Annotated in this window: 21 protein-coding genes; 15 read left to right on the forward strand and 6 right to left on the reverse strand. The window is 70.1% G+C overall.

The features are described 5' to 3' along the window. Nucleotides 1–4 precede the first annotated feature (4 nt). A complete protein-coding gene (gene pbpC / locus ACSQ4M_RS28180) occupies nucleotides 5–2,116 on the forward strand; it encodes a penicillin-binding protein 1C (protein WP_436194079.1) in 2,112 nt (703 codons plus the stop codon). A 72-nt stretch (nucleotides 2,117–2,188) separates the two neighbouring features. Here the strand turns inward: pbpC and ACSQ4M_RS28185 are convergent, their stop codons facing one another. Continuing rightward, nucleotides 2,189–3,133: a LysR substrate-binding domain-containing protein gene (locus ACSQ4M_RS28185; protein ID WP_436192691.1), complete on the reverse strand. Its 945-nt coding sequence runs from the start codon at nucleotides 3,131–3,133 to the stop codon at nucleotides 2,189–2,191. 111 nt (nucleotides 3,134–3,244) lie between these two features. On the opposite strand from ACSQ4M_RS28185, the gene ACSQ4M_RS28190 reads away from it, so the two are divergent. Genes ACSQ4M_RS28190 through ACSQ4M_RS28210 form a run of 5 tightly spaced genes read left to right on the forward strand, consistent with a single transcriptional unit; the run spans nucleotide 3,245 to nucleotide 9,156 of the window. Further along, the gene (locus tag ACSQ4M_RS28190) at nucleotides 3,245–4,225 is read left to right on the forward strand and encodes a tripartite tricarboxylate transporter substrate binding protein (RefSeq protein ID WP_436192692.1); all 981 of its coding nucleotides are present in this window, start codon (nucleotides 3,245–3,247) and stop codon (nucleotides 4,223–4,225) included. Nucleotides 4,226–4,244: 19 nt separating this feature from the next. Beyond that, the gene (locus tag ACSQ4M_RS28195; RefSeq protein ID WP_436192693.1) at nucleotides 4,245–5,777 is read left to right on the forward strand and encodes a UxaA family hydrolase; all 1,533 of its coding nucleotides are present in this window, start codon (nucleotides 4,245–4,247) and stop codon (nucleotides 5,775–5,777) included. A gap of 13 nt (nucleotides 5,778–5,790) precedes the next feature. Next, nucleotides 5,791–7,260, forward strand: a complete 1,470-nt coding sequence (locus tag ACSQ4M_RS28200; RefSeq protein WP_436192694.1) for an NAD-dependent succinate-semialdehyde dehydrogenase — start codon at nucleotides 5,791–5,793, stop codon at nucleotides 7,258–7,260. Between the two features lie 2 nt (nucleotides 7,261–7,262). Then, nucleotides 7,263–8,057 carry a 4-hydroxy-2-oxoheptanedioate aldolase gene (hpaI, locus tag ACSQ4M_RS28205; RefSeq protein WP_436192695.1) on the forward strand — a complete coding sequence of 265 codons (795 nt, stop codon included), beginning with the start codon at nucleotides 7,263–7,265 and terminating at the stop codon, nucleotides 8,055–8,057. Nucleotides 8,058–8,073: 16 nt separating this feature from the next. Then, nucleotides 8,074–9,156: a tartrate dehydrogenase gene (locus ACSQ4M_RS28210; RefSeq protein WP_436192696.1), complete on the forward strand. Its 1,083-nt coding sequence runs from the start codon at nucleotides 8,074–8,076 to the stop codon at nucleotides 9,154–9,156. Here ACSQ4M_RS28210 and ACSQ4M_RS28215 read toward each other — a convergent pair. Further along, complete coding sequence (locus tag ACSQ4M_RS28215; protein ID WP_436192697.1) at nucleotides 9,153–9,956, reverse strand: IclR family transcriptional regulator; 804 nt, start codon at nucleotides 9,954–9,956, stop codon at nucleotides 9,153–9,155. The two genes, ACSQ4M_RS28210 and ACSQ4M_RS28215, sit on opposite strands and share 4 nt — an antisense overlap. Further along, a complete protein-coding gene (locus ACSQ4M_RS28220; RefSeq protein WP_436192698.1) occupies nucleotides 9,953–10,573 on the reverse strand; it encodes a flavin reductase family protein in 621 nt (206 codons plus the stop codon). Before ACSQ4M_RS28220 ends, ACSQ4M_RS28215 begins: the two co-directional genes overlap by 4 nt. 209 nt (nucleotides 10,574–10,782) lie before the next feature. Here ACSQ4M_RS28220 and ACSQ4M_RS28225 point away from each other — a divergent pair, with 209 nt between their 5' ends. From ACSQ4M_RS28225 to ACSQ4M_RS28255, 7 genes are all read left to right on the forward strand, one after another. Further along, on the forward strand, nucleotides 10,783–11,754 hold the full coding sequence (locus tag ACSQ4M_RS28225) for a Bug family tripartite tricarboxylate transporter substrate binding protein (protein WP_436192699.1): 972 nt from the start codon (nucleotides 10,783–10,785) through the stop codon (nucleotides 11,752–11,754). A 2-nt stretch (nucleotides 11,755–11,756) separates the two neighbouring features. Continuing rightward, a complete protein-coding gene (locus ACSQ4M_RS28230) occupies nucleotides 11,757–12,170 on the forward strand; it encodes a RidA family protein (RefSeq protein WP_436192700.1) in 414 nt (137 codons plus the stop codon). A gap of 2 nt (nucleotides 12,171–12,172) precedes the next feature. After that, the gene (locus ACSQ4M_RS28235; protein WP_436192701.1) at nucleotides 12,173–13,060 is read left to right on the forward strand and encodes an amidohydrolase family protein; all 888 of its coding nucleotides are present in this window, start codon (nucleotides 12,173–12,175) and stop codon (nucleotides 13,058–13,060) included. Next, nucleotides 13,057–13,935, forward strand: a complete 879-nt coding sequence (locus tag ACSQ4M_RS28240) for a fumarylacetoacetate hydrolase family protein (protein WP_436192702.1) — start codon at nucleotides 13,057–13,059, stop codon at nucleotides 13,933–13,935. Before ACSQ4M_RS28235 ends, ACSQ4M_RS28240 begins: the two co-directional genes overlap by 4 nt. Then, a complete protein-coding gene (gene hpaH, locus ACSQ4M_RS28245) occupies nucleotides 13,932–14,744 on the forward strand; it encodes a 2-oxo-hept-4-ene-1,7-dioate hydratase (RefSeq protein ID WP_436192703.1) in 813 nt (270 codons plus the stop codon). Before ACSQ4M_RS28240 ends, hpaH begins: the two co-directional genes overlap by 4 nt. A gap of 8 nt (nucleotides 14,745–14,752) precedes the next feature. Then, nucleotides 14,753–15,547: a 4-hydroxy-2-oxoheptanedioate aldolase gene (hpaI, locus tag ACSQ4M_RS28250; RefSeq protein ID WP_436192704.1), complete on the forward strand. Its 795-nt coding sequence runs from the start codon at nucleotides 14,753–14,755 to the stop codon at nucleotides 15,545–15,547. 206 nt (nucleotides 15,548–15,753) lie between these two features. Next, nucleotides 15,754–17,421 carry an ATP-binding protein gene (locus ACSQ4M_RS28255; RefSeq protein ID WP_436192705.1) on the forward strand — a complete coding sequence of 556 codons (1,668 nt, stop codon included), beginning with the start codon at nucleotides 15,754–15,756 and terminating at the stop codon, nucleotides 17,419–17,421. Here ACSQ4M_RS28255 and ACSQ4M_RS28260 read toward each other — a convergent pair. Continuing rightward, nucleotides 17,418–19,319, reverse strand: coding sequence for an FAD-binding monooxygenase (locus tag ACSQ4M_RS28260; RefSeq protein ID WP_436192706.1), 1,902 nt, complete (start codon nucleotides 19,317–19,319; stop codon nucleotides 17,418–17,420). The two genes, ACSQ4M_RS28255 and ACSQ4M_RS28260, sit on opposite strands and share 4 nt — an antisense overlap. Before the next feature lie 83 nt (nucleotides 19,320–19,402). Between ACSQ4M_RS28260 and ACSQ4M_RS28265 the strand changes: the two genes are divergently transcribed. Beyond that, nucleotides 19,403–19,888: a MarR family winged helix-turn-helix transcriptional regulator gene (locus ACSQ4M_RS28265; RefSeq protein WP_436192707.1), complete on the forward strand. Its 486-nt coding sequence runs from the start codon at nucleotides 19,403–19,405 to the stop codon at nucleotides 19,886–19,888. 113 nt (nucleotides 19,889–20,001) lie between these two features. After that, nucleotides 20,002–20,934, forward strand: a complete 933-nt coding sequence (locus ACSQ4M_RS28270; protein ID WP_436192708.1) for an exopolyphosphatase — start codon at nucleotides 20,002–20,004, stop codon at nucleotides 20,932–20,934. A gap of 18 nt (nucleotides 20,935–20,952) precedes the next feature. On the opposite strand, the gene ACSQ4M_RS28275 is transcribed toward ACSQ4M_RS28270, so the two are convergent. Together ACSQ4M_RS28275 and ACSQ4M_RS28280 are read right to left on the reverse strand one after the other, a co-directional pair. Next, nucleotides 20,953–21,891: an MYG1 family protein gene (locus tag ACSQ4M_RS28275; RefSeq protein WP_436192709.1), complete on the reverse strand. Its 939-nt coding sequence runs from the start codon at nucleotides 21,889–21,891 to the stop codon at nucleotides 20,953–20,955. Nucleotides 21,892–21,963: 72 nt separating this feature from the next. After that, nucleotides 21,964–24,201, reverse strand: coding sequence for an NADP-dependent isocitrate dehydrogenase (locus ACSQ4M_RS28280; RefSeq protein WP_436192710.1), 2,238 nt, complete (start codon nucleotides 24,199–24,201; stop codon nucleotides 21,964–21,966). Nucleotides 24,202–24,203: the final 2 nt, after the last annotated feature.

The raw sequence follows: 24,203 nt of genomic DNA on the forward strand, positions 1-24,203 counted from the left end.
GAGGATGTGGTTGGCCGTGCTGCTGGCGTGCACAAGCACGCTGGCGTTTGCCCTGCCCTCCTACGACGAGGTGCGCACGGCGCACCGGCCGTCGGAAACCCTGGTGCTCGCGCGCGATGGCCAGCTGCTGCAGCGCGTGCGCACCGACGCCTACGTGCGGCGCGGCCCCTGGGTCGCGCTGGCCGACATCTCCCCCGCGCTGCGCACCGCCCTGGTCCTGAGCGAAGACCGCGCCTTCTGGCAGCACAGCGGCGTGGACTGGCGCGCCGTCTCGGCCGCGGCCTGGGCCAACCTCTGGAACCAGCGCACGCGCGGCGCCTCCACGCTGACCATGCAGCTGGCCGGCCTGCTGGACGAGGACTGGCGCGTCGGCCCGGGCGGGCGCAGCGTGGGCCAGAAGCTGGGCCAGGCCGTGGCCGCCCAGCGGCTGGAGCGCAGCTGGCGCAAGGACCAGATCCTGGAGGCCTACCTGAACCTGGTGCCGTTGCGCGGAGAGATCGTCGGCATCGATGCGCTCGCGCGCAGCCTGTTCGGCAAGGCGCCGCACGGGCTGGACGCGCGCGAAGCCGCCATCGCCGCGGCCCTGGTGCGCGGGCCGAACGCGGCACCGGCCGTGGTCGCGCGCCGCGCCTGCACGGTGCTCAAGGACAGCACCGGTGCGGCCGACTGCGCCGGCCTGGAGCTGCTCACGCTGGGCGCACTGCAGCGCCGCAGCTGGGCCGCCAGCGAAGGCATCGCGCCGCACCTGGCGCGCCGGCTGCTGCACGAGGACAGCACCGGCGCGCCCAGCCTGCGCAGCAGCCTGGACGCCGGCCTGCAGCGCTTCGCCCAGCAGCAACTGGCCCAGCACCTGCGCGAGCTGCGCGGGCGCAACGTGCAGGACGGCGCGCTCGTGGTGCTGGACAACGCCAGCGGCGAGGTGCTGGCCTGGGTCGGCTCCTCGGGCACGCTGTCCCGCGCGGCCGAGGTCGACGGCGTGCTCGCACTGCGCCAGCCCGGCTCCACGCTCAAGCCCTTCCTGTATGCCCAGGCCATCGCCGAGGGCCGGCTCACGGCCGCCTCGCTGCTGGAAGACGCACCCACCCACATCGCCACGCCGGCCGGCCTGTACATCCCGCAGAACTACGACCGCCGCTTCAAGGGCTGGGTCTCGGTGCGCACGGCACTGGCCTCCTCGCTCAACGTGCCCGCCGTGCGCACGCTGGTGATGGTCTCGCCCGATGCCTTCGCGCGGCAGCTGCAGGCCCTGGGCCTGGCGCTCGCCCACGGCGGCGACTACTACGGCACCAGCCTGGCCCTGGGCAGCGCCGAGGTCTCTCTGCTGGCGCTGACCAACGCCTACCGCGCACTGGCCAATGGCGGCCACGCCGGCCCCGTGCGCCTGCAGCCCGGCCCGCGGCCCGCGCCCGGCCCGGCCGTGCTCGATGCGCGCGCGGCCTTCATCGTCGGCGACATCCTGGCCGACCCGCTCGCGCGCGCCATGACCTTCGGCACCGACAGCGTGCTGGCCACGCGCGGCTGGGCGGCCGTGAAGACCGGCACCAGCAAGGACATGCGCGACAACTGGGCCATCGGCTGGTCCGAGCGCTACACCGTGGGCGTGTGGGTCGGCAACGCGGGTGGCGCGGCGATGTGGGACGTCAGCGGCACCAGCGGCGCGGCGCCGATCTGGGCCGCGCTCATGCAGCAGCTGCACCGTGCGGTGCCCAGCCGTGCGCCGCGTGCGCCGGCCGGCGTCGAGCAGGCCGCCGTGCGTTTCGGCGATGCGCTGGAGGCGCCACGCCGCGAATGGTTCCTGCCCGGCACGGCGCAGCCGCTGTTCGCGCTGGCCGGCACCCAGGACGACCGCGCCGCCACGCCGCGCATCCACGCGCCCGTGGACGGCAGCATCGTCGCGCTGGACCCCGACATCCCGCCCGCCCACCAGCGCCTGCAGTTGCGTGCCCAGGGCGCCGATGCCCGCTGGCGCATGGACGGCCGGCCGCTGGGCCGCGGCCAAGAACTGGCCTGGCTGCCGTGGCCGGGCCGGCACCGGCTGCAGCTGGTCGATGCGTCGGGCGCCGTGCTCGACGAGGTGCGCATCGAGGTGCGGGGGGCGGCCGTCAAAGGGCGGTGAGGCGCGACACGCGGCGCAGTGCCTCGCACACCGCGCCGCGCACACCGGAGATTCGATCCTGCCTGTGCGCGTTCAGGCCGATGGCGCGTCGCCCGCTGTCACCTGCCGCAGGCAATCGATCAGCAGCATCGCCGCGGGCGTGCGCACGCGCGAGCGCAGCGTGATGATGCCCACCGGTGGCAATTCGATCGGCACCTTGAGCGGCAGCACCTTGACCAACCCTTCGCGCTCGAAGTGCCGGGCCACCCCCTGCGCGAGAAACCCCACGGCCGGCCGCTCGCGCACGAAGGACAGCGTGACCAGGAACGAGGCCGTCTCCACGATGTCCGCCGGCGGCGCGAGCCGGTGCTTGTAGAACATCTGCTCCAGCTTGATGCGCGAGGACGCCCAGGGCGGCGGCACCACCCAGGGCTGGTCCGTGAGGTCGCGCCAGTGCGGCTTGGCGACGCCGGCCAGCGCATGGTCGGGCCGCACGACGATGGCCATGGGCTCGCGGTACAGCGCCTCGGTCTCCAGGTCCGGCGAGGCATAGCCCGGCTCCAGCCGGCCGACGAACAGGTCGAGCTCGCCCACGCGCAGGCGCGGCAACAGGCGTGTGAGGTCTCCCTCCTCGGCCAGCACGGTCGTCAGCGCCGAACGTGCCTTCAGCAACTGCACCGCCTGCACCAGTGGCCCCGGCGTGGCGACCACCATGGCGCCCACGGTCACGCGGCCGGCGCCGCCGCTGGCCACGGCAGCGATCTCGTCCTGCGTGCGCGCGTAGTCGGCCAGCACCGAGCGCGCGAAGCGCACCACCGTGAAGCCGTAGGCGGTGGGCTCGGTACCACGCGTGGAGCGCACGAACAGATCCAGGCCGAACATGCGCTCGATCTCTGCCAGCGTCTTGGACACCGCCGGCTGCGTGACCGACAGGAACTCCGCCGTGCGGCCCAGGTGGCGGAACTGGTCGAGCGCCACCAGCAGCTGAAGATGCCGCAGCTTGAGGTTGGAACGCAGGACGCGGTCGATGTCGGCCATCCGGCAAGCATAACCTCCAGGCTATGAAGATAGTCCTCTATCTCATTGGATTGGAATCCTTGAAGTGACCACAATCCGCAGCTCCCACGAACCGCACTGCATGGAGACAAGATGAAAACTTCCCGCCGCCAACTGGTGCTCGGCTCCCTGGCCGCCGCACTGCCGCTGTCCGCGCTGCGCAGCGCCCATGCCAGCACCTTCCCCGAGCGCCCCATCACCTTCATCTGCCCCTGGCCGGCCGGCGGCACGGCCGACCAGTCCATGCGCGCGCTGTGCCAGGTGGCCAGCACGGTGCTGGGCCAGGCCATCGCGGTGGAGAACCGCGCCGGCGCCTCCGGCATGATCGGCGCCAAGGCTTTGGCCTCGGCCCGGCCCGACGGCTACACCATCGGCCAGATCCCGATCTCGGTCACGCGCTTCTCGCAGATCGGCACCTTGCAGGCCGACCCGCGCAAGGACTACAGCTACCTGGCCCGCACCTCGGGCCAGACCTTCGGCGTCGCCGTGCCGGTGGATTCGCCGTACAAGACGCTCGCGGAGTTCGTGGCCTTCGCCAAGGCCAATCCGGGCAAGCTGACCTACGCGCATGCCGGCCTCGGCGGGGCGACGCACGTGGGCATGGAGGAGTTCGCATCCGTGGCCGGCATCCAGCTGACCAACGTGCCCTACAAGGGTGGCGCCGAGGCGCTGCAAGGTGTTCTCGGCAAGCAGGTCGATGCGCTGGCCGACTCCAGCTCCTGGGCGCCGCATGTGGAGGCTGGCAAGTTGCGCCTGCTGGCCACCTGGGGCGAGCAGCGCACGCCGCGCTTCAAGGACACGCCCACCCTCAAGGAGTCGGGCTACAACGTGGTCGTCGATGCGCCCAACGGCATCGGCGCGCCCAAGGGCCTGGACCCGGCGATTGCCGCGAAGCTGCGCGATGCCTTCCGCCAGGCCGTGGCCAGTGCCGAGTTCAAGGCGGTCGCGGACAGAATCGACGCGCCCGTGCTGTACCTGGACGGCCCCGACTACGAGAAGTACGTGAACCAGGTCTACCAGCGCGAAACCGTGCTGATCGACAAACTCAAGCTGCGCGAACTCCTGCGCGGCTGATCCGCTGCTCCACCACACCATGACCCACGACCCTGGCTCCCTGCTGCTGCACCTGCATCCCAACGACAACGTGCTCGTGGCCAAGGCGCCGCTGGCGCTAGGCCAGGATCTCGCGCAATTCGGCGTACGCACGCGCGCCCAGATCCCCGCCGGCCACAAGATCGCCGCGCGCCGCATCGCGGCCGGCGAGCCCGTGCGCAAGTACGACACCGTGATCGGCGTGGCCACGCGCGACCTGGAACCCGGCGACTACGTGCACACCCACAACATCGCGCTGGTCGACTACTACCGCGACCCGGCCTTCGGCACCGACGTGCGGCCCGTGGACTACCTGCCCGAGGACCAGCGCGCGACGTTCCAGGGCTTCGTGCGCGCCGACGGGCGCGTGGGCACGCGCAACTTCATCGGCATCCTGTCGTCGGTGAACTGCTCGGCCACGGTCATCAAGAACATCGCCGCGCACTTCACGCCCGAGCGGCTGGCGGCCTTCCCGCACGTGGACGGCGTGGCCGCGTTCGCGCAGACCAGCGGCTGCGGCATGTCCTCGCCCAGCGAGCACTTCGACGTGCTGCGCCGCACGCTGGCCGGCTACGCGCGCCACCCCAACCTGGCCGGCGTGCTGATCGTGGGCCTGGGCTGCGAGCGCAACCAGGTCGACGGCCTGGTCGATTCGCAGGGGCTGGAGCGCGGCAGCTTGATGCGCACCATGGTCATGCAGGACGTGGGCGGTACGCGCGCCACCATCGCGGCCGGCATCGCGGCCATCGAGGAGATGCTGCCGGCGGCCAACGCCGCGCGCCGCAGCACGGTCAGCGCCTCCCACCTCAAGATCGGCCTGGAGTGCGGCGGCTCGGACGGCTTCTCGGGCATCACTTGCAATCCCGCGTTGGGCGCGGCCATGGACATCCTGGTGCGCCACGGCGGCACGGCCATCCTGTCGGAGACGCCCGAGATCCACGGCGTGGAATTCATGCTCACGCGCCGCGCCGTCACGCCCGCCGTCGGCCAGAAGCTGCTGGACCGGCTGGCCTGGTGGGAGCGCTATGCCGCGGGCCAGAACGCGCAGTTCAACGGCGTGGTGGGCCACGGCAACCAGGCCGGCGGCCTGGCCAACATCTTCGAGAAATCGCTGGGCTCGGCCATGAAGGGCGGCACCACCCCGCTGCAGGCCGTCTACGAATACGCCGAACCCATCACCCAAAGCGGCTTCGTGTTCATGGATTCGCCGGGCTACGACCCGGTGGCCTCCACGGGCCAGATCGCCAGCGGCGCCAACCTGATCTGCTTCACGACCGGGCGCGGCTCCATGTTCGGCAGCAAGCCCGCACCGACGATCAAGCTGGCCAGCAACACGGCCATGTACACCCGGCTCGAAGAAGACATGGACATCAACTGCGGCCTGATCCTCGACGGCGAGCTGAGCGTGCCGCAGATGGGCGAGCGCATCTTCCAGCAGATCCTGCGCCATGCGTCCGGCGAACAGACCAAGAGCGAAGGACTCGGCTTGGGCGACCACGAATTCGTGCCCTGGCACCTGGGCATCGTCAGCTGAACTCTTCCCCCACATGAACCTGAACCTGACAGACACCACGCTGCTGCGCAGCGCCAACTTCATCGCCGGCCAGTGGCGCGAGGCCAGCGGCCCGCGCCTGGCCGTGACCGACCCGGCCACGGGCGCCCTGATCACCGAGGTGCCCGATTCGGGCGCCGACGAAGCGCGCGCCGCCGTCGATGCGGCCCACGCTGCCTTCGCCAGTTGGCGCAAGGTCCCGGCCAAACAGCGCGCGCAGACCGTGCGCCGCTGGAACGATCTGGTCCTGGCCCACCAGGACGACCTCGGCCGCCTGATCTCGCGCGAACAGGGCAAGCCGCTGGCCGAAGGCAAGGGCGAGGTGGCCTACGCCGCGAGCTACATCGCCTGGTTCGCCGAAGAGGCCACGCGCATGAACGGCGAGGTGATCCCCGCGCCGCTGCCGGGCCGGCGCATGTTCGCGCTCAAGGAGCCGGTCGGCGTGGTGGCCGCCATCACGCCCTGGAACTTCCCGGCCGCGATGATCGCGCGCAAGATCGCGCCGGCCCTGGCAGCAGGGTGCACCGTGGTCTGCAAGCCCGCCGAAGACACGCCGCTGACCTCGCTCGCGCTGGTGCACCTGGCCGAGCAGGCGGGCGTGCCGGCCGGCGTGCTCAACATCGTGACGGCCTCGCGCGAACGCACGCCCGAGGTGGTGGACGTCTGGCTGGACGACGCCCGCGTGCGCAAGATCACCTTCACGGGCTCCACGCCCGTGGGCAAGCACCTGGCGCGCCGCTCCGCCGACACCCTCAAGAAGCTCTCGCTGGAGCTGGGCGGCAACGCCCCCTTCATCGTGTTCGAGGACGCCGACCTGGACGCGGCCGTGGACGGCCTCATGGCCTCCAAGTTCCGCAACGGCGGCCAGACCTGCGTGTGCCCCAACCGCGTGTTCGTGCACGAGAAGGTGCACGACGCCTTCGCCGACAAGCTGGCCACGCGCGTGGCGGCGCTCCAGGTCGGCCCGGCCACGGATGCGGCCTCGCAGATCGGGCCGATGATCAACGCACGCGCGGTCGAGAAGATCGCGCGCCATGTGCAGGACGCACGCGCGCGCGGCGCCAGCGTGCTGACGGGCGGCAAGCTGCTGCCGGACCTGGGGCCCACCTACTACGCGCCCACGGTGTTGACGGGCGCCGACGCCAGCATGGCCTGCAGCTGCGAGGAAACCTTCGGCCCCGTGGTGCCCATCACACGCTTCGCATCCGAAGCAGAAGTGATCGCCGCAGCCAACGCCACGCCCTTCGGCCTGGCCGGCTACTTCTACAGCCAGGATGTGCGCCGCATCTGGCGGGTGGCCGACGCCTTGGAGACCGGCATCGTCGGCATCAACGAAGGCGCGATCTCGGCCGAGGCCGCGCCCTTCGGCGGCGTCAAGGAATCGGGCTACGGCCGCGAGGGCTCGGTGCACGGGCTCGAGGACTACCTGCACACCAAGTACATCTGTCAGGGCCAACTGGATTGAGCATGACCGCATTCAAACAAGCCCTGGCCGCGCGCCAGGCCCAGGTCGGCCTGTGGCTGTCCATGGCCACCCCGTACTCGGCCGAGGCCTGCGCCACGACCGGCTTCCAATGGCTGCTGATCGACGGCGAGCATGCGCCCAACGACGTGCGCAGCACGCTGGCGCAGTTGCAGGCCGTGGCGCCCTACGGCGCCCAGCCGGTGGTGCGCGCCGTCGAGGGCCAGACCGCGCTGATCAAGCAGCTGCTGGACATCGGCGTGCAGAACCTGCTGGTGCCCATGGTCGACACGCCCGAGCAGGCGCGCGCGCTCGTGGCCGCCACGCGCTACCCGCCCGAGGGCGTGCGCGGCGTGGGCGCGGCCGTGGCACGCGCCTCGCGCTGGGGCGCACGGCGCGACTACCTGAACGAAGCCAATGGCGAGATCTGCCTGCTGGTGCAGGCCGAAACCGCGACGGCGCTGAAGAACCTGGATGCCATCTGCGCCGTCGACGGCGTGGACGGCGTGTTCATCGGCCCGGCCGACCTGGCCGCATCCATGGGCCAGCGCGGCAACCCGGGCCACCCCGCCGTGCAGGCCGCCATCGAGCAGGCCATCACCACCATCGTCGCGAGCGGCAAGGCGGCCGGCACCCTGACCGGCGACGCCGCTCTCGCGCGCCGTTACCTGGAACTGGGCGCGACCTTCGTCGCCGTCGGCATCGACATCACGCTGATGGTGCAGGCCGCGCGCAAGCTCTCGGCCGACTTCGGCCTGGGCGCCGCCCCGGCCCCCGCCCCCCGCGGCAACGCCTACTGACCACACCACGAACACCATGAGCATTCAGAAGAAGACGCTGCGCATCGCCAGCATTCCCGGCGACGGCATCGGCCAGGAAGTCATGCCCGAGGGCCTGCGCGTGCTGGAAGCCGCCGCCAGCCGCTTCGGCTTCGAGTTGCAGGTCACGCCCATCGCCTGGGCCAGCTGCGATTACTACCAACAGCACGGCCAGATGATGCCGGACGACTGGAAGGCCCAGCTGCAGCCGCAGGACGCGATCCTGTTCGGCGCGGTCGGCTGGCCCGCCACCGTGCCCGACCATGTGTCGCTGTGGGGCTCGCTGCTGAAGTTCCGGCGCGAGTTCGATCAGTACATCAACCTGCGGCCCGCCCGCCTGTTCGAGGGCGTGCCCTGCCCGCTGGCCGGGCGCAAGGCCGGCGACATCGATTTCTACATCGTGCGCGAGAACACCGAGGGCGAATACACCAACCTGGGCGGCACCATGTACCCGGGCACGGAGCGCGAGATCGTGATCCAGGAATCGGTGTTCAGCCGCTTCGGCACCGACCGCGTGCTCAAGTACGCGTTCGAGCTCGCGCAGTCGCGCCAGCGCAAGCACCTGACCGTGGCCACCAAGAGCAACGGCATCGCGATCAGCATGCCCTGGTGGGACAGCCGCGCCGACGCCGTGGCCCAGGCCTACCCCGGCGTGACGGTGGACAAGCAGCACATCGACATCCTGACCGCGCGCTTCGTGCTGCAGCCGCAGCGCTTCGACGTGGTGGTGGCCAGCAACCTGTTCGGCGACATCCTGTCGGACCTGGGGCCGGCCTGCACCGGCACCATTGGCCTCGCGCCCTCGGCCAACCTGAACCCCGAGCGCAGCTTCCCCTCGCTGTTCGAGCCCGTGCACGGCTCGGCGCCCGACATCTTCGGCCAGAACATCGCCAACCCCATCGCCATGGTCTGGTCGGCCGCGCTGATGCTGGACTTCCTGGGCCAGCGTGAGGCGCACGACGCCATCGTGCGCGCCATCGAGCAGGTGCTGCGCGAGGGGCCGCGCACGCGCGACCTGGGCGGCCAGGCTTCGACCACCGAGCTCGGCCAGGCGTTGGCGGCCGCCGTCGCGACAGCCTAAACGGGCCTGCGCGGCCGCGCCTGCCCGCCCAGCTGCGCCGTGATGGCCGCAGCCTCGGCCGCCATGGCCTGCACCACCTCGGGCACGCGGCTGGCCGGCATGCGCGCCGTGACGGTGGCCACGGCGATGCCGGCGATGGTGCGGCCCTCGGCGTCGCGCACCGGCACGGCCACGGCGCGCGAGCCGGGCACCACGCCCACGGCCGCGAAGGCATGGTCCTGGCGGCGCACGCGGGCGGCGCGGCGCAGCAGCTCGTCGGGGTCGATCTGCATGGCCAGCAGGCGCTGGCGGTTGCGCTGCACCACCTCGCGCATCTCGTCCTCGGGCAGCGAGGCCAGCAGCACCAGGCCGCTGACGCCCACGCCCAGCGGCCGGCGCGCGCCCACCTCGATCGACAGCACCTTGACCGGGTAGCTGCCCACGCAGCGCGCCAGACACACCGAATCGTCGCCGTTGCGGATGGTCAAGAAAGTGGTGTCGCCCAGCGACTCGCCGAGCGCGCGCAGATGCGGCTCGGCCAGGCCGCGCAGCGGAAAGCGCGCGCGCCGCGCCAGGCCCAGCAGCGCGACCTCGCCACCGATGAGGTAGCGCCGCGTGGCCAGGTCCTGCTCGCAGGCGCCCTCCTCGACAAGCACGCGCAGGATGCGGTGCGCCGTCGGCCGGTTCAGCCCGCAGGCACGCACCACATCGACCAGGCGCACGCCCAGCTCCTGGCCCGCCGCCACGATGCGCAGCACGGCCAGCGCGCGGCGGATGCTCTGCGCGCCATCGGTGCTGCGGGTGGGCGCCTCAACGCTCACGGCATCTCGGCTTTCGCCGTCTGCGGCACGGCGCGCAGCGTGACGATCTCGCCCAGCGTCGCGTAGTTCGGCCCGCCGATACGGCAGACCGGGTCGAGCTCCTTCGTCTGCACCTTGCCGTCGCGGTACAGGCTGTCACGCAGATGGAACATGGTGATCTCGCCGACGATGAACTCGGCCCCGGTGGTGCCGAACTCGATCACGCGGTCGAGCCTGCACTCCATGGCCACGGGCGCGTCGCGCAGGCGCGGCGTGCGCACCGTCGTGCCAGGGGCCGTGGCCAGCCCCAGCAGTTCGGCCTCGCTGACGTCGGGCGCGTGCTCCACGCTGCTCTCGTGGATGGCGTGCAGCTGGCCGCTGTGCCCGATGTTGACGACGAACTCGCGCATGGCGTGGATGTTGGCGCCCGTATCCTTGCGCGCGCCACGCTTGCGGCCGATGTTCACGCCCAGCATGGGCGGCTTGTTCGACACGAAGGTGAAGCACGAGAACGGCGCGAGGTTGACCACGCCGTCCTCGTTCAGCGTGGTGATCCAGGCGATGGGCCGCGGCACGACCACGCCGGACAACAGGCGGTAGGTGGCTTCGGGCGTGAGGGATTCGGCGGTGATCTGCATGCGCTGGATGTCTCGTTGGATGGGATGGCCGCATTGTCCGGATGCAGCGCACCGTGCGGTGAGGCCCACATCGTGCAAACGTCCATAGTGTGGAACAAATTCGAGTTATTGCGTTGCAGCAAATCCAGCCCGCTCCGTAGAGTCCAGGCCATGCGACGCCACCTCCGGCGCCGTTGCCGCCTTTGCACAAACACATGGAGAGACATCACATGAAAGCCCTGACCCTGCTGGCCGCCACGGCCATCGCCTTCGGCCAGTTCGCCGCCCCTGCCCAGGCCCAGGCCTGGCCCGACAAGCCCGTGCGCCTGGTGCTGCCCTACCCGCCCGGCGGCAACGTCGACAGCGCCGCGCGCGTCATCAGCGAGCAGTTGCAGCAGGTCTTCAAGCAGCCCTTCATCGTCGACAACAAGCCCGGCGCGGGCGGCCTCATCGCGGGCGAGCACGTGGCCAGATCGGCCCCCGACGGCACCACCTTCTTCATGGGCGCCAACGGCCCCATCCTGTTCTCGCCCATCATCTTCCGGCGCGCGGCCTACGACTGGAAGAAGGACTTCACGCCGGTGGGCTCGGTCTCGTTCACGCCGCTGCTGCTGCAGGTCAACCCCAAGCTGCCGTACAAGACCTTCGCCGAGTTCCTGGCCGCGGCCAAGCATGCGCCGGGGCGCATCACCATGGCCTCGCCCGGTGCGGGCACGACCAACCACCTCGTCAGCGAGTACCTGCAGAGCGCCACGGGCGCCAAGTGGACCACCGCCCACTACAAGGGCAACGCACCGGCCACCACCGACCTGCTGGGTGGCCAGGTGGACTTCAACTTCGACCAGCTGTCCGTGGCGCAGCCCTTCATCGCGCAGGGCCGCACGCGCGCGCTGGTCGTGACCTCGGCCAAGCGGCTACCGAGCCTGCCCGACGTACCCACCTTGGCTGAATCGGGCTTCCCGGGCTTCAGCGCCGAGACCTTCACGGGCGTGATGGCGCCGGCCGGCACGCCCAAGGACATCGTCGTGAAGTTCTCGGGTGCGCTGCAGAAGATCCTGGCTGACAAGGCCGTGCAAGACAAGTTCGTGAACCTGGGCGCCGAAGCGCGCGGCATGACGCCCGAGCAGTTCGGCCAGTTCCTCGCCAAGGAGGATGCCCAGTGGACCAAGGTCATCCAGCAATCCAACATCAGTGCAGAGTGAACATGGACAACACCCGCCTCCCACGTGAGGCCCCGACGGGCCGCACCAGCATCTACGTCGAGGGCTTCAGCCACAAGAACCCGATCCCTGCGGGCTGCCGCATCGGCCCGCTGCTCATGAGCGGCAGCATCCAGGGCAACGACCCGGTCACGGGCAAGCCAGCCGCCACCATCGAGGCGCAGTGCCGCTTCATGCTGGACAACGTGCGCCGCATCGTCGAGGCCGCGGGCGGCAGCACGGACGACGTCGTCAAGCTCACGGTCTGGATGAAGGACCGCACGCAGCGGCCCGCGCTCAACGCACCCTGGCTCGAGATGTTCCCGGACGCCGCCACGCGCCCGGCACGCCACACCATGCAAGCCGACCTCGACATGGGCAAGCTCATCGAGTGCGACTTCACCGCCTACATCGCCTGACCATGCCCGACTACCTGCCCTTCGACCCGCACCCGCGCGCTCCGAGCCCGCTGCCGCCGGCCCTGGCCTGCGACAGCCAGTTCCATGTGTTCGGTCCGCCCGAGCAGTACCCCGTGCGCCCCGGCGCGGCCTACACCATGCCGACCGCGACCTGGCAGGTCGCCCAGGCCCTGCACCGCACCCTGGGCATCCAGCGCGGCGTGATCGTGCAGGCCACGACCTATGGCGCCGACCACACGGTGGTGCTGGACGCGCTGGCCGGCCTCAACGGCAAGGGCCCGCGCCACTACCTGGCCTGTGCCAACGCCGCCGTGCTGAGCGAGCGCGACGATGCCTACCTGCACAAGCTGCACGACGCCGGCGTGCGCGGGGCGCGCTTCACGCGTGCGGGCCTGGGCATCAGCCTCCTGCCTGCCGAGCAGCAGCGCGCCTTCGACCGCTGCCGCGAAATGGGCTGGTACGTGAAGGTGCAGCCCGAGGCCAGCGGCATCGCCGAGCAGATCGCCGCCTTCGAGCACCTGGAGATCCCGGTGCTGATCGACCACATGGGCCGACCCGACCTGGCCCGGGGCGAGGCCGACCCGGGCCTGGCCAAGCTCGTCGAACTGCTGGGCCGCGGCAACTTCTGGGTCATGCTGTCGCTGTCGGAGAAGACCTCCCAGGCCGGCTTCCCCTGGGACGACGTGCTGCCGCTCGCGCGCCGGCTGATCCGCGCCGCGCCGGAGCGCTGTGTCTGGGGCAGCGACTGGCCGCACCCGGTCTCGGTCAAGCAGCCACCCAACGAGGGCGACCTGCTGGAACTGGTCTACCGCTTCGCACCCGACGCCGCCACGCTGCACAAGCTGCTGGTCAGCAATCCCGCCACCTTCTTCGGCTTCGACACCCCATGAAACTCGTCACCTTCCGGTCCCAGGGCGCCGTGCGCTGGGGCGCCGCCATCGACGGCGGCATCGTCGACCTCACGCGCCGCCTGCCCGGCATCGCCTCGGTCAAGGCCCTGCTCGAAGGCGGCGCGGATGCGCTGCAGCAGACGCGTGCCGCGCTGGCCGGCGCACAGCCTGACCTGCGGCTGTCCGACGTGCAACTGCTCGTGCCAGTGCAGCAGCCCGAGAAGATCCTGTGCATCGGCGTGAACTATGCGCACCGCAACGCCGAGTACAAGGACGGCAGCGCGCTGCCGCAGCACCCCAGCATCTTCGTGCGCTTTCCCGACTCCTTCGTCGGCCATGGCGAGGCGCTGCTGGCGCCGCCCGAGTCGCAACAGCTGGACTACGAGGGCGAGATCGTCATCGCCATCGGCCGCAGCGTGCGCCGCGCCGCCTCGCGCGAGGAGGCGCTGGCCGCCATCGGCGGGCTGACCATCATGAACGAGGGCACCATCCGCGACTGGGTGCACCACGCCAAGTTCAACGTCACGCAGGGCAAGAACTGGCAGGGCTCGGGCGCCATCGGCCCCTGGATCGTCACGGCCGACGAGTTCGCCGCAGGCTACGACAGCCTGCACCTCACGACGCACGTGAACGGCGAGCTGCGCCAGGACGACACCACGGCCAGCCTGATGTTCGACTTCGCGCACCTCATCACCTACCTGTCGACCTTCATCACGCTCAAGCCGGGCGACCTGATCGCCACCGGCACGCCGATCGGCGCCGGCATCCGCTTCGACCCGCCGCGCTTCCTCAAGGCCGGCGACCGCGTGGAGGTCACGGTGGACGGCATCGGCACGCTGTCCAACCCCGTGCGCGACGAGGAGGTGGCGCGATGAGCCTGGACACCGCCACCGTCGAGGCCATCGCGGCGCAGCTGCAGCAGGCCGAGGAGACGCGCCAGCCCTGCCCCATCGTCTCGCTGCAGCACCCGGGCATGCAGATCGAGGACGCCTACGCGGTCCAGGCCGCCTGGATGGCGCTCAAGCAGCGCGCGGGCCGCCGCGTGAAAGGACACAAGATCGGCCTGACCTCCAAGGCCATGCAGCGCGCGGTGGGCATCGCCGAGCCCGACTTCGGCGTGCTGCTGGACGACATGTTCTTTCGCGACGGCGCGGTGGTCCCCACGGACCGCTACCTCGCGCTGCGCATCGAGGCCGAACTGGCCTTCGTGCTCGACAAACCGCTCTCTGGCCCGGACTGCACGCTGTTCGACGTGCTCGACGCCACGGCCTATGTGACGCCAGCGCTCGAGATCCTGGACGCCCGGATGCACCGCGTGGACCCGGCCACGAAGAGGCCGCGCACGGTGCTGGACACCATCTCCGACAACGCCGCCAACTGCGCGCTGGTGCTGGGCGGGCGGCCGTTCAAGCCGCAGCTCGTCGACGCCGACATGCGCCGCATCGGCGCCATCGTCAGCAAGAACGGCGAGGTCGAGGAGACCGGCCTGGCGGCCGGCGTGCTGAACCACCCGGGCTACGGCATCGCCTGGCTGGCCAACCGGCTGCACCGCCACGGCGTGACGCTGCAGGCCGGCGAGGTGGTGCTGGCGGGCTCCTTCATCCGGCCGATCGAGGTCGCCAAGGGCGATACCATCGTCGCGGACTATGGTGACTTCGGCACGGTGTCGTGCCATTTCGGATGAACAAAAGCATGGGCAATCCCTTCAAGGCCGCACTGGCCGCCGGCCAGCCGCAGATCGGGCTGTGGCTCTCGCTGGCCGAGGCGTACACGGCCGAGATCTGCGCCACGGCCGGCTTCGACTGGCTGCTGGTCGACGGCGAACACGCGCCCAACGACCTGCGCGGCATCCTCGCGCAGCTGCAGGCCGTGGCGCCCTACCGCGGCCAGCCCGTGGTGCGCGCGGTGGAAGGCAGCACGGCGCTGGTCAAGCAGCTGCTGGACATCGGCGCGCGCAACCTGCTCGTGCCCATGGTCGACACGGCCGCGCAGGCCCGCGCCATGGTGGCCGCCACGCGCTATCCGCCCGAGGGCGTGCGCGGCGTGGGCTCGGCCATCGCGCGCGCGTCCCGCTGGAACACCCGTACCCGCTATCTGGACGAGGCCAATGCCGAGGTCTGCCTGCTGGTGCAGGCCGAGACCGCCACGGCACTGCGCAACCTGGAGGCGATCTGCGCCGTCGACGGCGTCGATGGTGTGTTCATCGGCCCGGCAGACCTGGCCGCTTCCATGGGCCACCGCGGCAACCCAGGCCACCCCGAGGTGCAGGCCGCCATCGAGAACGGCATCGCCACCATCGTCGCCAGCGGCAAGGCCGCCGGCATCCTGACGGGCGATGCAGCGCTTGCACGCCGCTACCTGGCGCTGGGCGCGCGCTTCGTGGCGGTCGGTGTGGACGTGAGCCTGCTGGCCCAGGCCACGCGCCAACTGGCGGCGGACTTCGGTCTCGGCCAGAACGGCACGCCAGGCGACCGCTCCGGCTACTGAGGCGCGACTGGACCCGGCCCAGCGGCGGCCGGTTCACGTGGCCCGGCGGCACCTGTATGCAGTCCAAAAAGCCTGGAGAACTGTGCGAAAGTCATCACATCGGGCGGATTGGCCACCGCATATGTGTGAAATAAGAGCGAGTTGCTTCCTATAGTGGCGCAGCCGCTGCGCCAGCGCAGCCCTTCCATCCAGCCAGGCCCCAGGGGATGCCGACCTCTCCGCTTTCGCCGCCACCCAGCCCGCCGTTCGGCATGGCCACGCTCGAGCTCGTGTGCCTGGCACTGGTGTTTCTGCTGACCTTGGCGGCGACGGTCGCATGGCGGCAGTGGCGTGCGCTGCGCGCCGCTCGCCGCGCGTCGCCGCAGCCGGGCGAGGCGGCCGAGGCGCTGCGGCAACGGCAGGCCGCCGATGACGCCACCGCGCGCACCATCGAGAGCTTGCGGACGGCCGCCCTGCACGCCCAGCAGCGCGAGACCCTGTATGCCTCGCTGATCAACAGCATGCCTGGCGCGGCCTACCGCTGCACCGCCGATGAGAACTGGACCGTGTTGTTCATCAGCGAAGCGGTGCAGGCGCTGTCGGGCTGGTCGCCGGCCGACTACCTGGCCTCGCCCGAATTGCTGCGCGAACTGGTGCACCCGGATGACCATGCACGCGTGACGGCGGAGGTGCAGGCCGCCATCGATGCCGACCGCAGCTACACGCTCGAATACCGCGCCGTGCACCGCGCCGGCCACAGTTTCTGGGCCTGGGAGCGCGGCAAGGCCGTGCGCGATGCCACGGGCCGCGTGCTGTGGCTGGACGGCGTGGTGGTGGACATCAGCGAACGCAAGGCCATGGAGCAGGCGCTGCGCGACGCCAAGGACCGCGCCGAACAGGCCGTGGCGGCCAAGACCACGTTTCTTGCCAACATGGGTCACGAGGTGCGCACGCCGCTGAACGCCATCATCGGTTTCTCCGAGATCGTGCTGCGCAACGAGCTCGACACGCTGCAGCGCCAGTACGTCTTCAAGGTGCGCCAGGCCGCCACCGCGCTGCTGCGGCTCATGAACGACATCCTGGACATGGCCAAGCTCGAACGCAGCCAGTTGCAGTGCGAGACGGCCGACTTCTCGTTGCGCGCCCTCGCGCAGGAGGCCCTGGCCATCCAGCACGCGGCGGCCGAGCGCAAGGGCCTGGCGCTGCGGCTGGACACCGAGCCCGGCATGGCCGATGCCTTTCGCGGCGATGGCGCACGGCTGCGCCAGGTGCTGGACAAGCTGCTGGACAACGCCGTCAAGTTCACCGAACAGGGCACCGTGCGGCTGCAGCTGGCGCGCCAGCAGGGCCAGGTGCTGCTGGCCGTGCACGACACCGGCATCGGCATCGCGGCGCAGGACCAGGCCCGCATCTTCGAAGCCTTTTCCCAGGCCGATGGTTCGGCCAGCCGGCGCTTCGGCGGCACGGGCCTGGGCGTCACGCTGGCGCGGCAACTGGTCGAACGCATGGGCGGCACGCTCACGCTGCAGAGCACGCCCGGCCAGGGCAGCGTGTTCCGCGTGCTGGTGCCGCTGCAGGACGGCGCCGTGCCGCGGGCCACGCAGGCCGCCGACGGCGCGCCTTCCACTTCCCTGCACGAAGCACCCTTGCCCGCCGGCCTGCAGGCACTGTTCGATGCGCCCGACCCCGACGAGCAGCCCTGGCACGACTCGCTGCGTGCCACGGCGGCTGCCCTGCGCAACGGCGAGCAAGGCGAGGCAGACCTGCCCGTCCTGCTGCAACGCCTGCGCGGCCAGGGGCTCGCGCAGCATGCGGCCCAGGTCGAACAGGCGCTGGCCCGGTTCGACCTGGACCGTGCGGCCGAGCTGCTGGAAACGCTGCCGGCGCGGCGTTAAGCCGCCTGCATGAAGCCGGCGAAGAAGCCGGCCAGCGCCTGGTGCGCATCCAGCGGCAGCACCTGCGCCACGTACTGGTCCGGCCGCACCACCACCAGCGCCCCGCGTGCGCGGGCGATGCCGCGCAACGCGTAGATGCCCTGCCCCGGCCTGTCGTCGGCCGCGAAGACCTTCTCGTAGTCGATGAGGCCGTGCCGGCCCTTGCGCGGCAGCAGCAGCGGCGGCATGGCTTCCAACGCCAGTTCGTCGTGCCGCTGCGGGAACACGGCGCGCAGGTCGAACACGGCGTCCGGGTCCTGGCCAGCCGGCGTGTAGCGGCGCACCGGCGAGTCCGGCGCCTCGGCAAGGAAGCGGCACAGCGCACGCAGGCCGGTGCTGGCATCCCGGTGGTCGCCGGCTGCGGCGAAGGCGTACAGCCGCCAGCGGCCGTCGGCGCGCGCCACGTGGCCCAGCTGCAGCGGCCTGGCATCGGCCACGCGCACCACGGGCGCGGAGTGGAAGCGCGTGCCGACCACGAAGCCGCTGGCCAGCGCCTGGTGCGCGGCGTCGCCGCAGACCAGCGAGGGCCGGTACTGCGTGCCCACGCCGGCCGTGAAGCGGCCATGCTGCTCGAAGTAACGCTGGAAGGCCTTGGGGTCCACGCCACCGGCGCCGCCCTCGGCGGGCCGGTCGCTGAACATGCGCGCCCAGTCGCGGTCGAAGTCGATGAGCTGCTGGGCCACGGCCTGGCGCTCTTCGGTGTAGCTGCTCAGCAGTGCCGGGGTGCACTGGCCGCGCAGCACGGCCGCCAGCTTCCAGCCCAGGTTGAAGCTGTCCTGCATGGAGACATTCATGCCCTGCCCGGCCTTGGGGCTGTGGGTGTGGCAGGCGTCGCCGGCGATGAACACGCGCGGCAGTTGCTGGCCCGCCCGCTCGGCCGGCACGTCGTCGTAGCGGTCGCAGATGCGCTGGCCGATCTCGTAGACCGACCACCAGGGCACGTCCTTCACCTCCAGGGTGTAAGGATGCAGGATGCGCTGCGCCGCGGCGATCAACTGCTCCAGCGTGATGCCGCGCTGGGCGGCGCGTTCGTCCTCGCCCAGCTTGTCCATCTCCACGTACAGGCGCACGAGGTAGCCGCCCTCGCGCGGGATCACGAGCAGGTTGCCGTGTTCGGACTGCACGGCCACCTTGCTGCGGATGTCGGGAAAGTCGGTCACGGCGAGCAGGTCCATCACGCCCCAGGCCTGGTTGGCCGAGTCGCCCACGAGCTGCCGACCGATGGCCTTGCGCACGGCGCTGCGCGCGCCGTCGCAGCCGACCAGGTAGCGGGCGCGCACGGTCTCGGTCTGGTCCGACCCGTCACGCGCGAGCCGCACCGTCACGGGATGGTCGGCGGCCTGCGCATCCACCGCCACATCGACCACGCTGCGGCCGTAGTACGGCGCCATGCGGCCGGGCGCGTTGCGCATCTGCTCCAGGTAGAAGTCGTGCACGCGTGCCTGGTTCAGCACCACGTGCGGGAACTCGGAAAGCCCATCCGGCGTGTCCTGCACGCGGCCGTGGCGCACGATGCCGCCGTCCTGCGCGCCGGGCTTCCAGAAGGTCACCTCGTTGATCCAGCAAGCCTCCTGCAGCACGCGCTCGCTGAAGCCGAAGGCTTCGAACATCTCCATGGTGCGGCAGGCGATGCCGTCGGCCTGACCCAGCTGCAGCGGGCCGTCCTTGGCCTCCACGACGCAGGTGCGGATGTCGGGGAAGGCGGCCAGCTGCGCCGCCAGCGTGAGGCCGGCCGGGCCGCAGCCCACGATCAACACGTCCACCTGGGCCGGCGGCCGGTCCCGTGGCTGTTGCGCGGTGGCTGAAGCGGGTCGGACGCGGGGATCGCCGGCCTGAAAGCCGTCCAGATGGAATTGCATGGCGTGTCTCCTGTTGAGGTCAATTTCCGTATGCATCAATATTATCAGCATACGTATTATTTGCGCAATGAGAGAATACGGAGATGAGACAGACCAGCGCCAGCCAGCCGCCAGCCGACATCGACCTGCGCTCGCAGCCCGGTCACAGCATCCGGCGCCTGCAGCAGATCGCGTTCGCCGTGTTCATGCAGGAGGCGGCCAGCGCGGGCACCACTCCGGTGCAGTACGCGGTGCTGCAGACGCTGTCGGACCAGCCCGGCATCGACCAGCGCACACTGGCGCGGGCCGTGAGCCTGGACACCTCGACCATCGGCGGCGTGGTCGACCGGCTGGAAGCGCGCGCCCTGCTCGTGCGCAGCCTGTCGCCGCAGGACCGGCGCGTGCGGCTGCTGCATCTGACAGCCGAAGGCGAGGCGCTGCGCCGGGAACTGCTGCCCACCATGCTGCAGGCGCAGCAGCGCATGCTGGACCCATTGACGGCGGCCGAGCGCGGACTCTTCATGAACATGGTGCAGCGCGTCATCGCCCACCATGCCGGCGTGGACGACAGCACCACGCCCGAGGGCTGACACCGCTCGGCAGCAGCGCCACGCCTTCCGTCAGCGCAAGTCCGGCGCAGCGTGGCGGCCGTCGCAAGGCGCCACCACAATCGCGCGTTTATCCCTTCGGAAAGAGAGCGCGCATGCCCACGCCCAAGTACCGCCTCGTCACCCGCAGCGACTTCGACGGCCTCGTCTGCGCCGTGCTGCTGAACGAGCTGGACATGATCGACGACATCCTGTTCGTCCATCCCAAGGACATGCAGGACGGCAAGATCGCCATCACCCAGCGCGACATCACGACCAACCTGCCCTATGCGCCGGGCGCCCATCTGGCCTTCGACCACCACCTGTCGGAGACCATCCGCAACCAGGACGCGGGCAGCAACCACATCATCGACGCCAATGCGCCCTCGGCCGCGCGCGTGGTGTACGACCACTACGGCGGCAAGCAGCGCTTCCCGCGGATCTCCGACGAGATGATGGAGGCCGTGGACAAGGCCGACTCGGCCCAGTACGAACGCGACGAGATCCTCGCGCCCACCGGCTGGGTGCTGCTGAACTACCTGATGGATGCGCGCACCGGCCTGGGCCGCTTCCGCGAGTTCCGCATCAGCAACTACGCGCTGATGATGGACCTCATCAAGTACTGCCGCGACCACAGCATCGACCAGATCCTCGAACTGCCGGACGTGAAGGAGCGCGTGGACCTGTACGACGAGCATGCCGGCAAGGCGCGCGAGCAGATCCTGCGTTGCGGCAAGCTGCACGGCCATGTCGTGGTGCTGGACCTGCGCCACGAGGAAACCATCTGGGCCGTCAACCGCTTCATGGTCTACGCGCTGTTCCCGCGGGCCACGGTGTCGATCCACGTGATGTGGGGCGTGCAGAAGCAGAACACCGTGCTGGCCACCGGCAAGTCCATCCTGGACCGCAGCAGCAAGGCCAACATCGGCGAACTCATGCTGCAATACGGCGGCGGCGGCCACCAGGCCGCCGGCACCTGCCAGGTGGACAACGCGCAGGCCGACGCCACGCTGCGCGAGGTGGTCGAGAAGATCAACGCGGCCGGCTGACGCCGCCGCGCCGCGGCCTCACTTCGGATCGAAGGAGGCCGCCACGGCCAGTTCCGCGAGGCGCAGCGCGCCTTCCAGAGAGCGCGCACCGGCGATGAAGCGGCCGTTGTGGCAGAACACGGCATCGGCCACGCCGCTGGCTGCCGCCAGTTCGGCATCGCGCAAACCGGCCCAGGCGCGCGGCAGGTCCTTGCGGGCCGTGAACGACTGCGGCTCCACCGTCACCACATGCACCTGGTGCTGCTGGTCGCTGGCATCGGGGTAGACCACGAACCACAGGTCCGGCATCTCGGCGCTGGCCACGTCGCGCCACGGCAGGCCGCCGCGCGGCAACAGCAGCACGCGGCCGTCCAGCAGCGTTTGCGCCTCGCGCACCTGCTGCGCGCCCTGGTGGCGGGCCCGCTGCTGGTCCAGGGCGGCCAGCAGAAGCTGCGTGACCACGCCCATCGCCTGCTCGAAACGCGCCAGCGACGCGGCATCGTCTTGGGCGGCGCTGCCACGCCCGTCCCAGGGCAGGTTGAACTGCGCCAGCAAGGCCGACAGGCCGAACAGGCCCGGCGCGGCATTGGCGGCGCCGGTGTCGGCCCGGTCCAGGTGCTGGACCAGTTCGCGGTCCAGGCTGTCGGCGATGGCCTGGGCCTGCGTCGGCTCCATCACGCCACACTGCTGCGCAACCAGGGCCGGGCCATGTGCGGCCCAGACCAGGCCGGCGCTGGCATAGACCACGCCGCTGGCGCGCGCGCCTTCGAAGCCGCGCTGGTGGTGGTCGAAGCGGCCACGCGCGGCGTCCCATTCGCCGCCCACGTCGACAGCGAAGTCGGCGCCGGCAATCAGCGCCGCATCGCGCGTGCGCAGCAGGGTGGCGCCGGGGTACAGCAAGCGCAGCACGGCCACGCCGAACACGTCGTCCGCGTGAAAGGAGCCGTTGTGCGTGGCGATGGTGATCGGGGTATTCATCGTGTTCTGATCCCTATGAAAAAAGGGCCGGGAGCATCCGCTCCCAGCCCTTCGTGCCCAAGGTCCTGAGGATCAGGCCGTCAGCGCCGCCAGCGCGTCGTTCAGCGTCTTGCTCGGACGCATCACGGCCGCCACCTTGGCCTCGTCGAGCTTGTAGTAGCCGCCGATGTCCACGGGCTTGCCCTGCACTTCGAGCAGCTCCTTGGCGATGGTGGCTTCCTGCTCGGTCAGCGTCTTGGCCAGCGGCGCGAACTTGGCTGCCAGGTCCTTGTCCTCGGTCTGCGCGGCCAGTTCCTGCGCCCAGTACAGCGCGATGTAGAAGTGGCTGCCGCGGTTGTCGATCTGGCCGGTCTTGGGGCTCGGGCCCTTGTTGTTGTCCAAGAGCTTGCCGGTGGCCGCATCCAGCGCCTTGGCCAGCAGCTTGGCCTTGGGGTTGTTGTTCTTGAGGCCCAGGTCCTCGAAGCTCACGGCCAGGGCCAGGAACTCGCCCAGCGAATCCCAGCGCAGGTGGTTCTCTTCGACCAGCTGCTGCACGTGCTTGGGCGCCGAACCACCGGCACCGGTCTCGTACATGCCGCCACCGGCCATCAGCGGCACGATGGACAGCATCTTGGCCGAGGTGCCCAGTTCCATGATGGGGAACAGGTCGGTCAGGTAGTCGCGCAGGATGTTGCCGGTGGCGCTGATGGTGTCCAGGCCGCGGATCACGCGCTCCAGCGTGTAACGCATCGCACGCACCTGGCTCATGATCTGGATGTCCAGGCCGGCCGTGTTGTGCTCGTGCAGGTACATCTTGACCTTGGTGATCATCTGCGCCTCGTGCGGACGGTACTGGTCGAGCCAGAACACCACCGGCATGCCGGAATTGCGCGCACGCGTGACGGCCAGCTTGACCCAGTCGCGGATCGCGGCGTCCTTGACCTGGCACATGCGCCAGATGTCGCCCTGCTCCACGTTCTGCGACAGCAGCACTTCACCGGTGTTCAGGTCGGTGATGTTGGCCACGCCGTCTTCAGGCACTTCGAAGGTCTTGTCGTGCGAGCCGTATTCCTCGGCCTGCTGGGCCATCAGGCCGACGTTGGGCACCGTGCCCATGGTCTTGGGGTCGAAGGCGCCGTGCCACTTGCAGAAGTTGATGATCTCCTGGTAGATGCGGGCGAAGGTCGACTCGGGCATCACGGCCTTCACGTCCTTCAGGCGGCCATCGGCGCCCCACATCTTGCCGCCGTTGCGGATCGCCGCGGGCATCGAAGCGTCGACGATGATGTCGTTGGGCGAATGGAAGTTGGTGATGCCCTTGGCCGAATCGACCATGGCCAACTCGGGCCGGCCCTCATGGCAGGCGTGCAGGTCGCGCTTGATCTCGTCCTGCTTGCTCTGCGGCAGCGCGGCGATCTTGGTGTACAGATCGACCATGCCGTTGTTGACGTTGACGCCGAGCTCCTCGAACAGCTTGGCGTGCTTCTCGAAGGCTTCCTTGTAGAAGATCTTCACGCAGTGGCCGAACACGATGGGGTGCGAGACCTTCATCATGGTGGCCTTCACATGCAGCGAGAACATCACGCCGGTCTTGTGCGCGTCCTCGATCTCCTTCTCGTAGAAGGCCACGAGCGCCTTCTTGCTCATGAACATCGAGTCGATGATCTCGCGGTCCAGCAACGCCACCTTGGGCTTGAGCACGATGGCCTTGCCGCTCTTGGTGATGAGCTCCATCTTCACGTCGCGCGCCTTGTCCAGCGTCATCGACTTCTCACCGTGGTAGAAGTCGCCGGCGTGCATGTGCGAGACGTGCGAGCGCGAGGCCTGGCTCCACTCGGCCATGCTGTGCGGGTTCTTGCGCGCGTACTCCTTGACGGCCTTGGGTGCGCGGCGGTCGGAGTTGCCTTCGCGCAGCACGGGGTTCACGGCCGAGCCCGTGCACTTGTTGTAACGCGCGCGGATGTCCTTTTCTTCGTCGGTCTTGGCGACTTCCGGGTAGTCCGGAATCTTGTAGCCCTTGTCCTGCAGTTCCTTGATGGCCGCCTTGAGCTGGGCCACCGAGGCGCTGATGTTGGGCAGCTTGATGATGTTGGCCGAGGGCTTGAGCGTGAGCTTGCCCAGTTCGGCCAGGTTGTCGGCCACGCGCTGCTCAGGCGTCAGCAGCTCGGGAAACTGGCCCAGGATGCGGCCGGCGACCGAGATGTCGCTGGTTTCGACGTCGATGCCGGCCGGCGCGGCGAAGGCCTGCACGATGGGCAGGAAGGAATGCGTCGCCAGCAGCGGCGCCTCGTCGGTGAGGGTGTAGATGATCTTGGGTTTGGTCTCTGCCATGA

The organism is Pseudorhodoferax sp. LjRoot39 (assembly GCF_964253035.1).
In the GTDB taxonomy this organism is placed as follows: Bacteria; Pseudomonadota; Gammaproteobacteria; order Burkholderiales; family Burkholderiaceae_C; genus Pseudorhodoferax.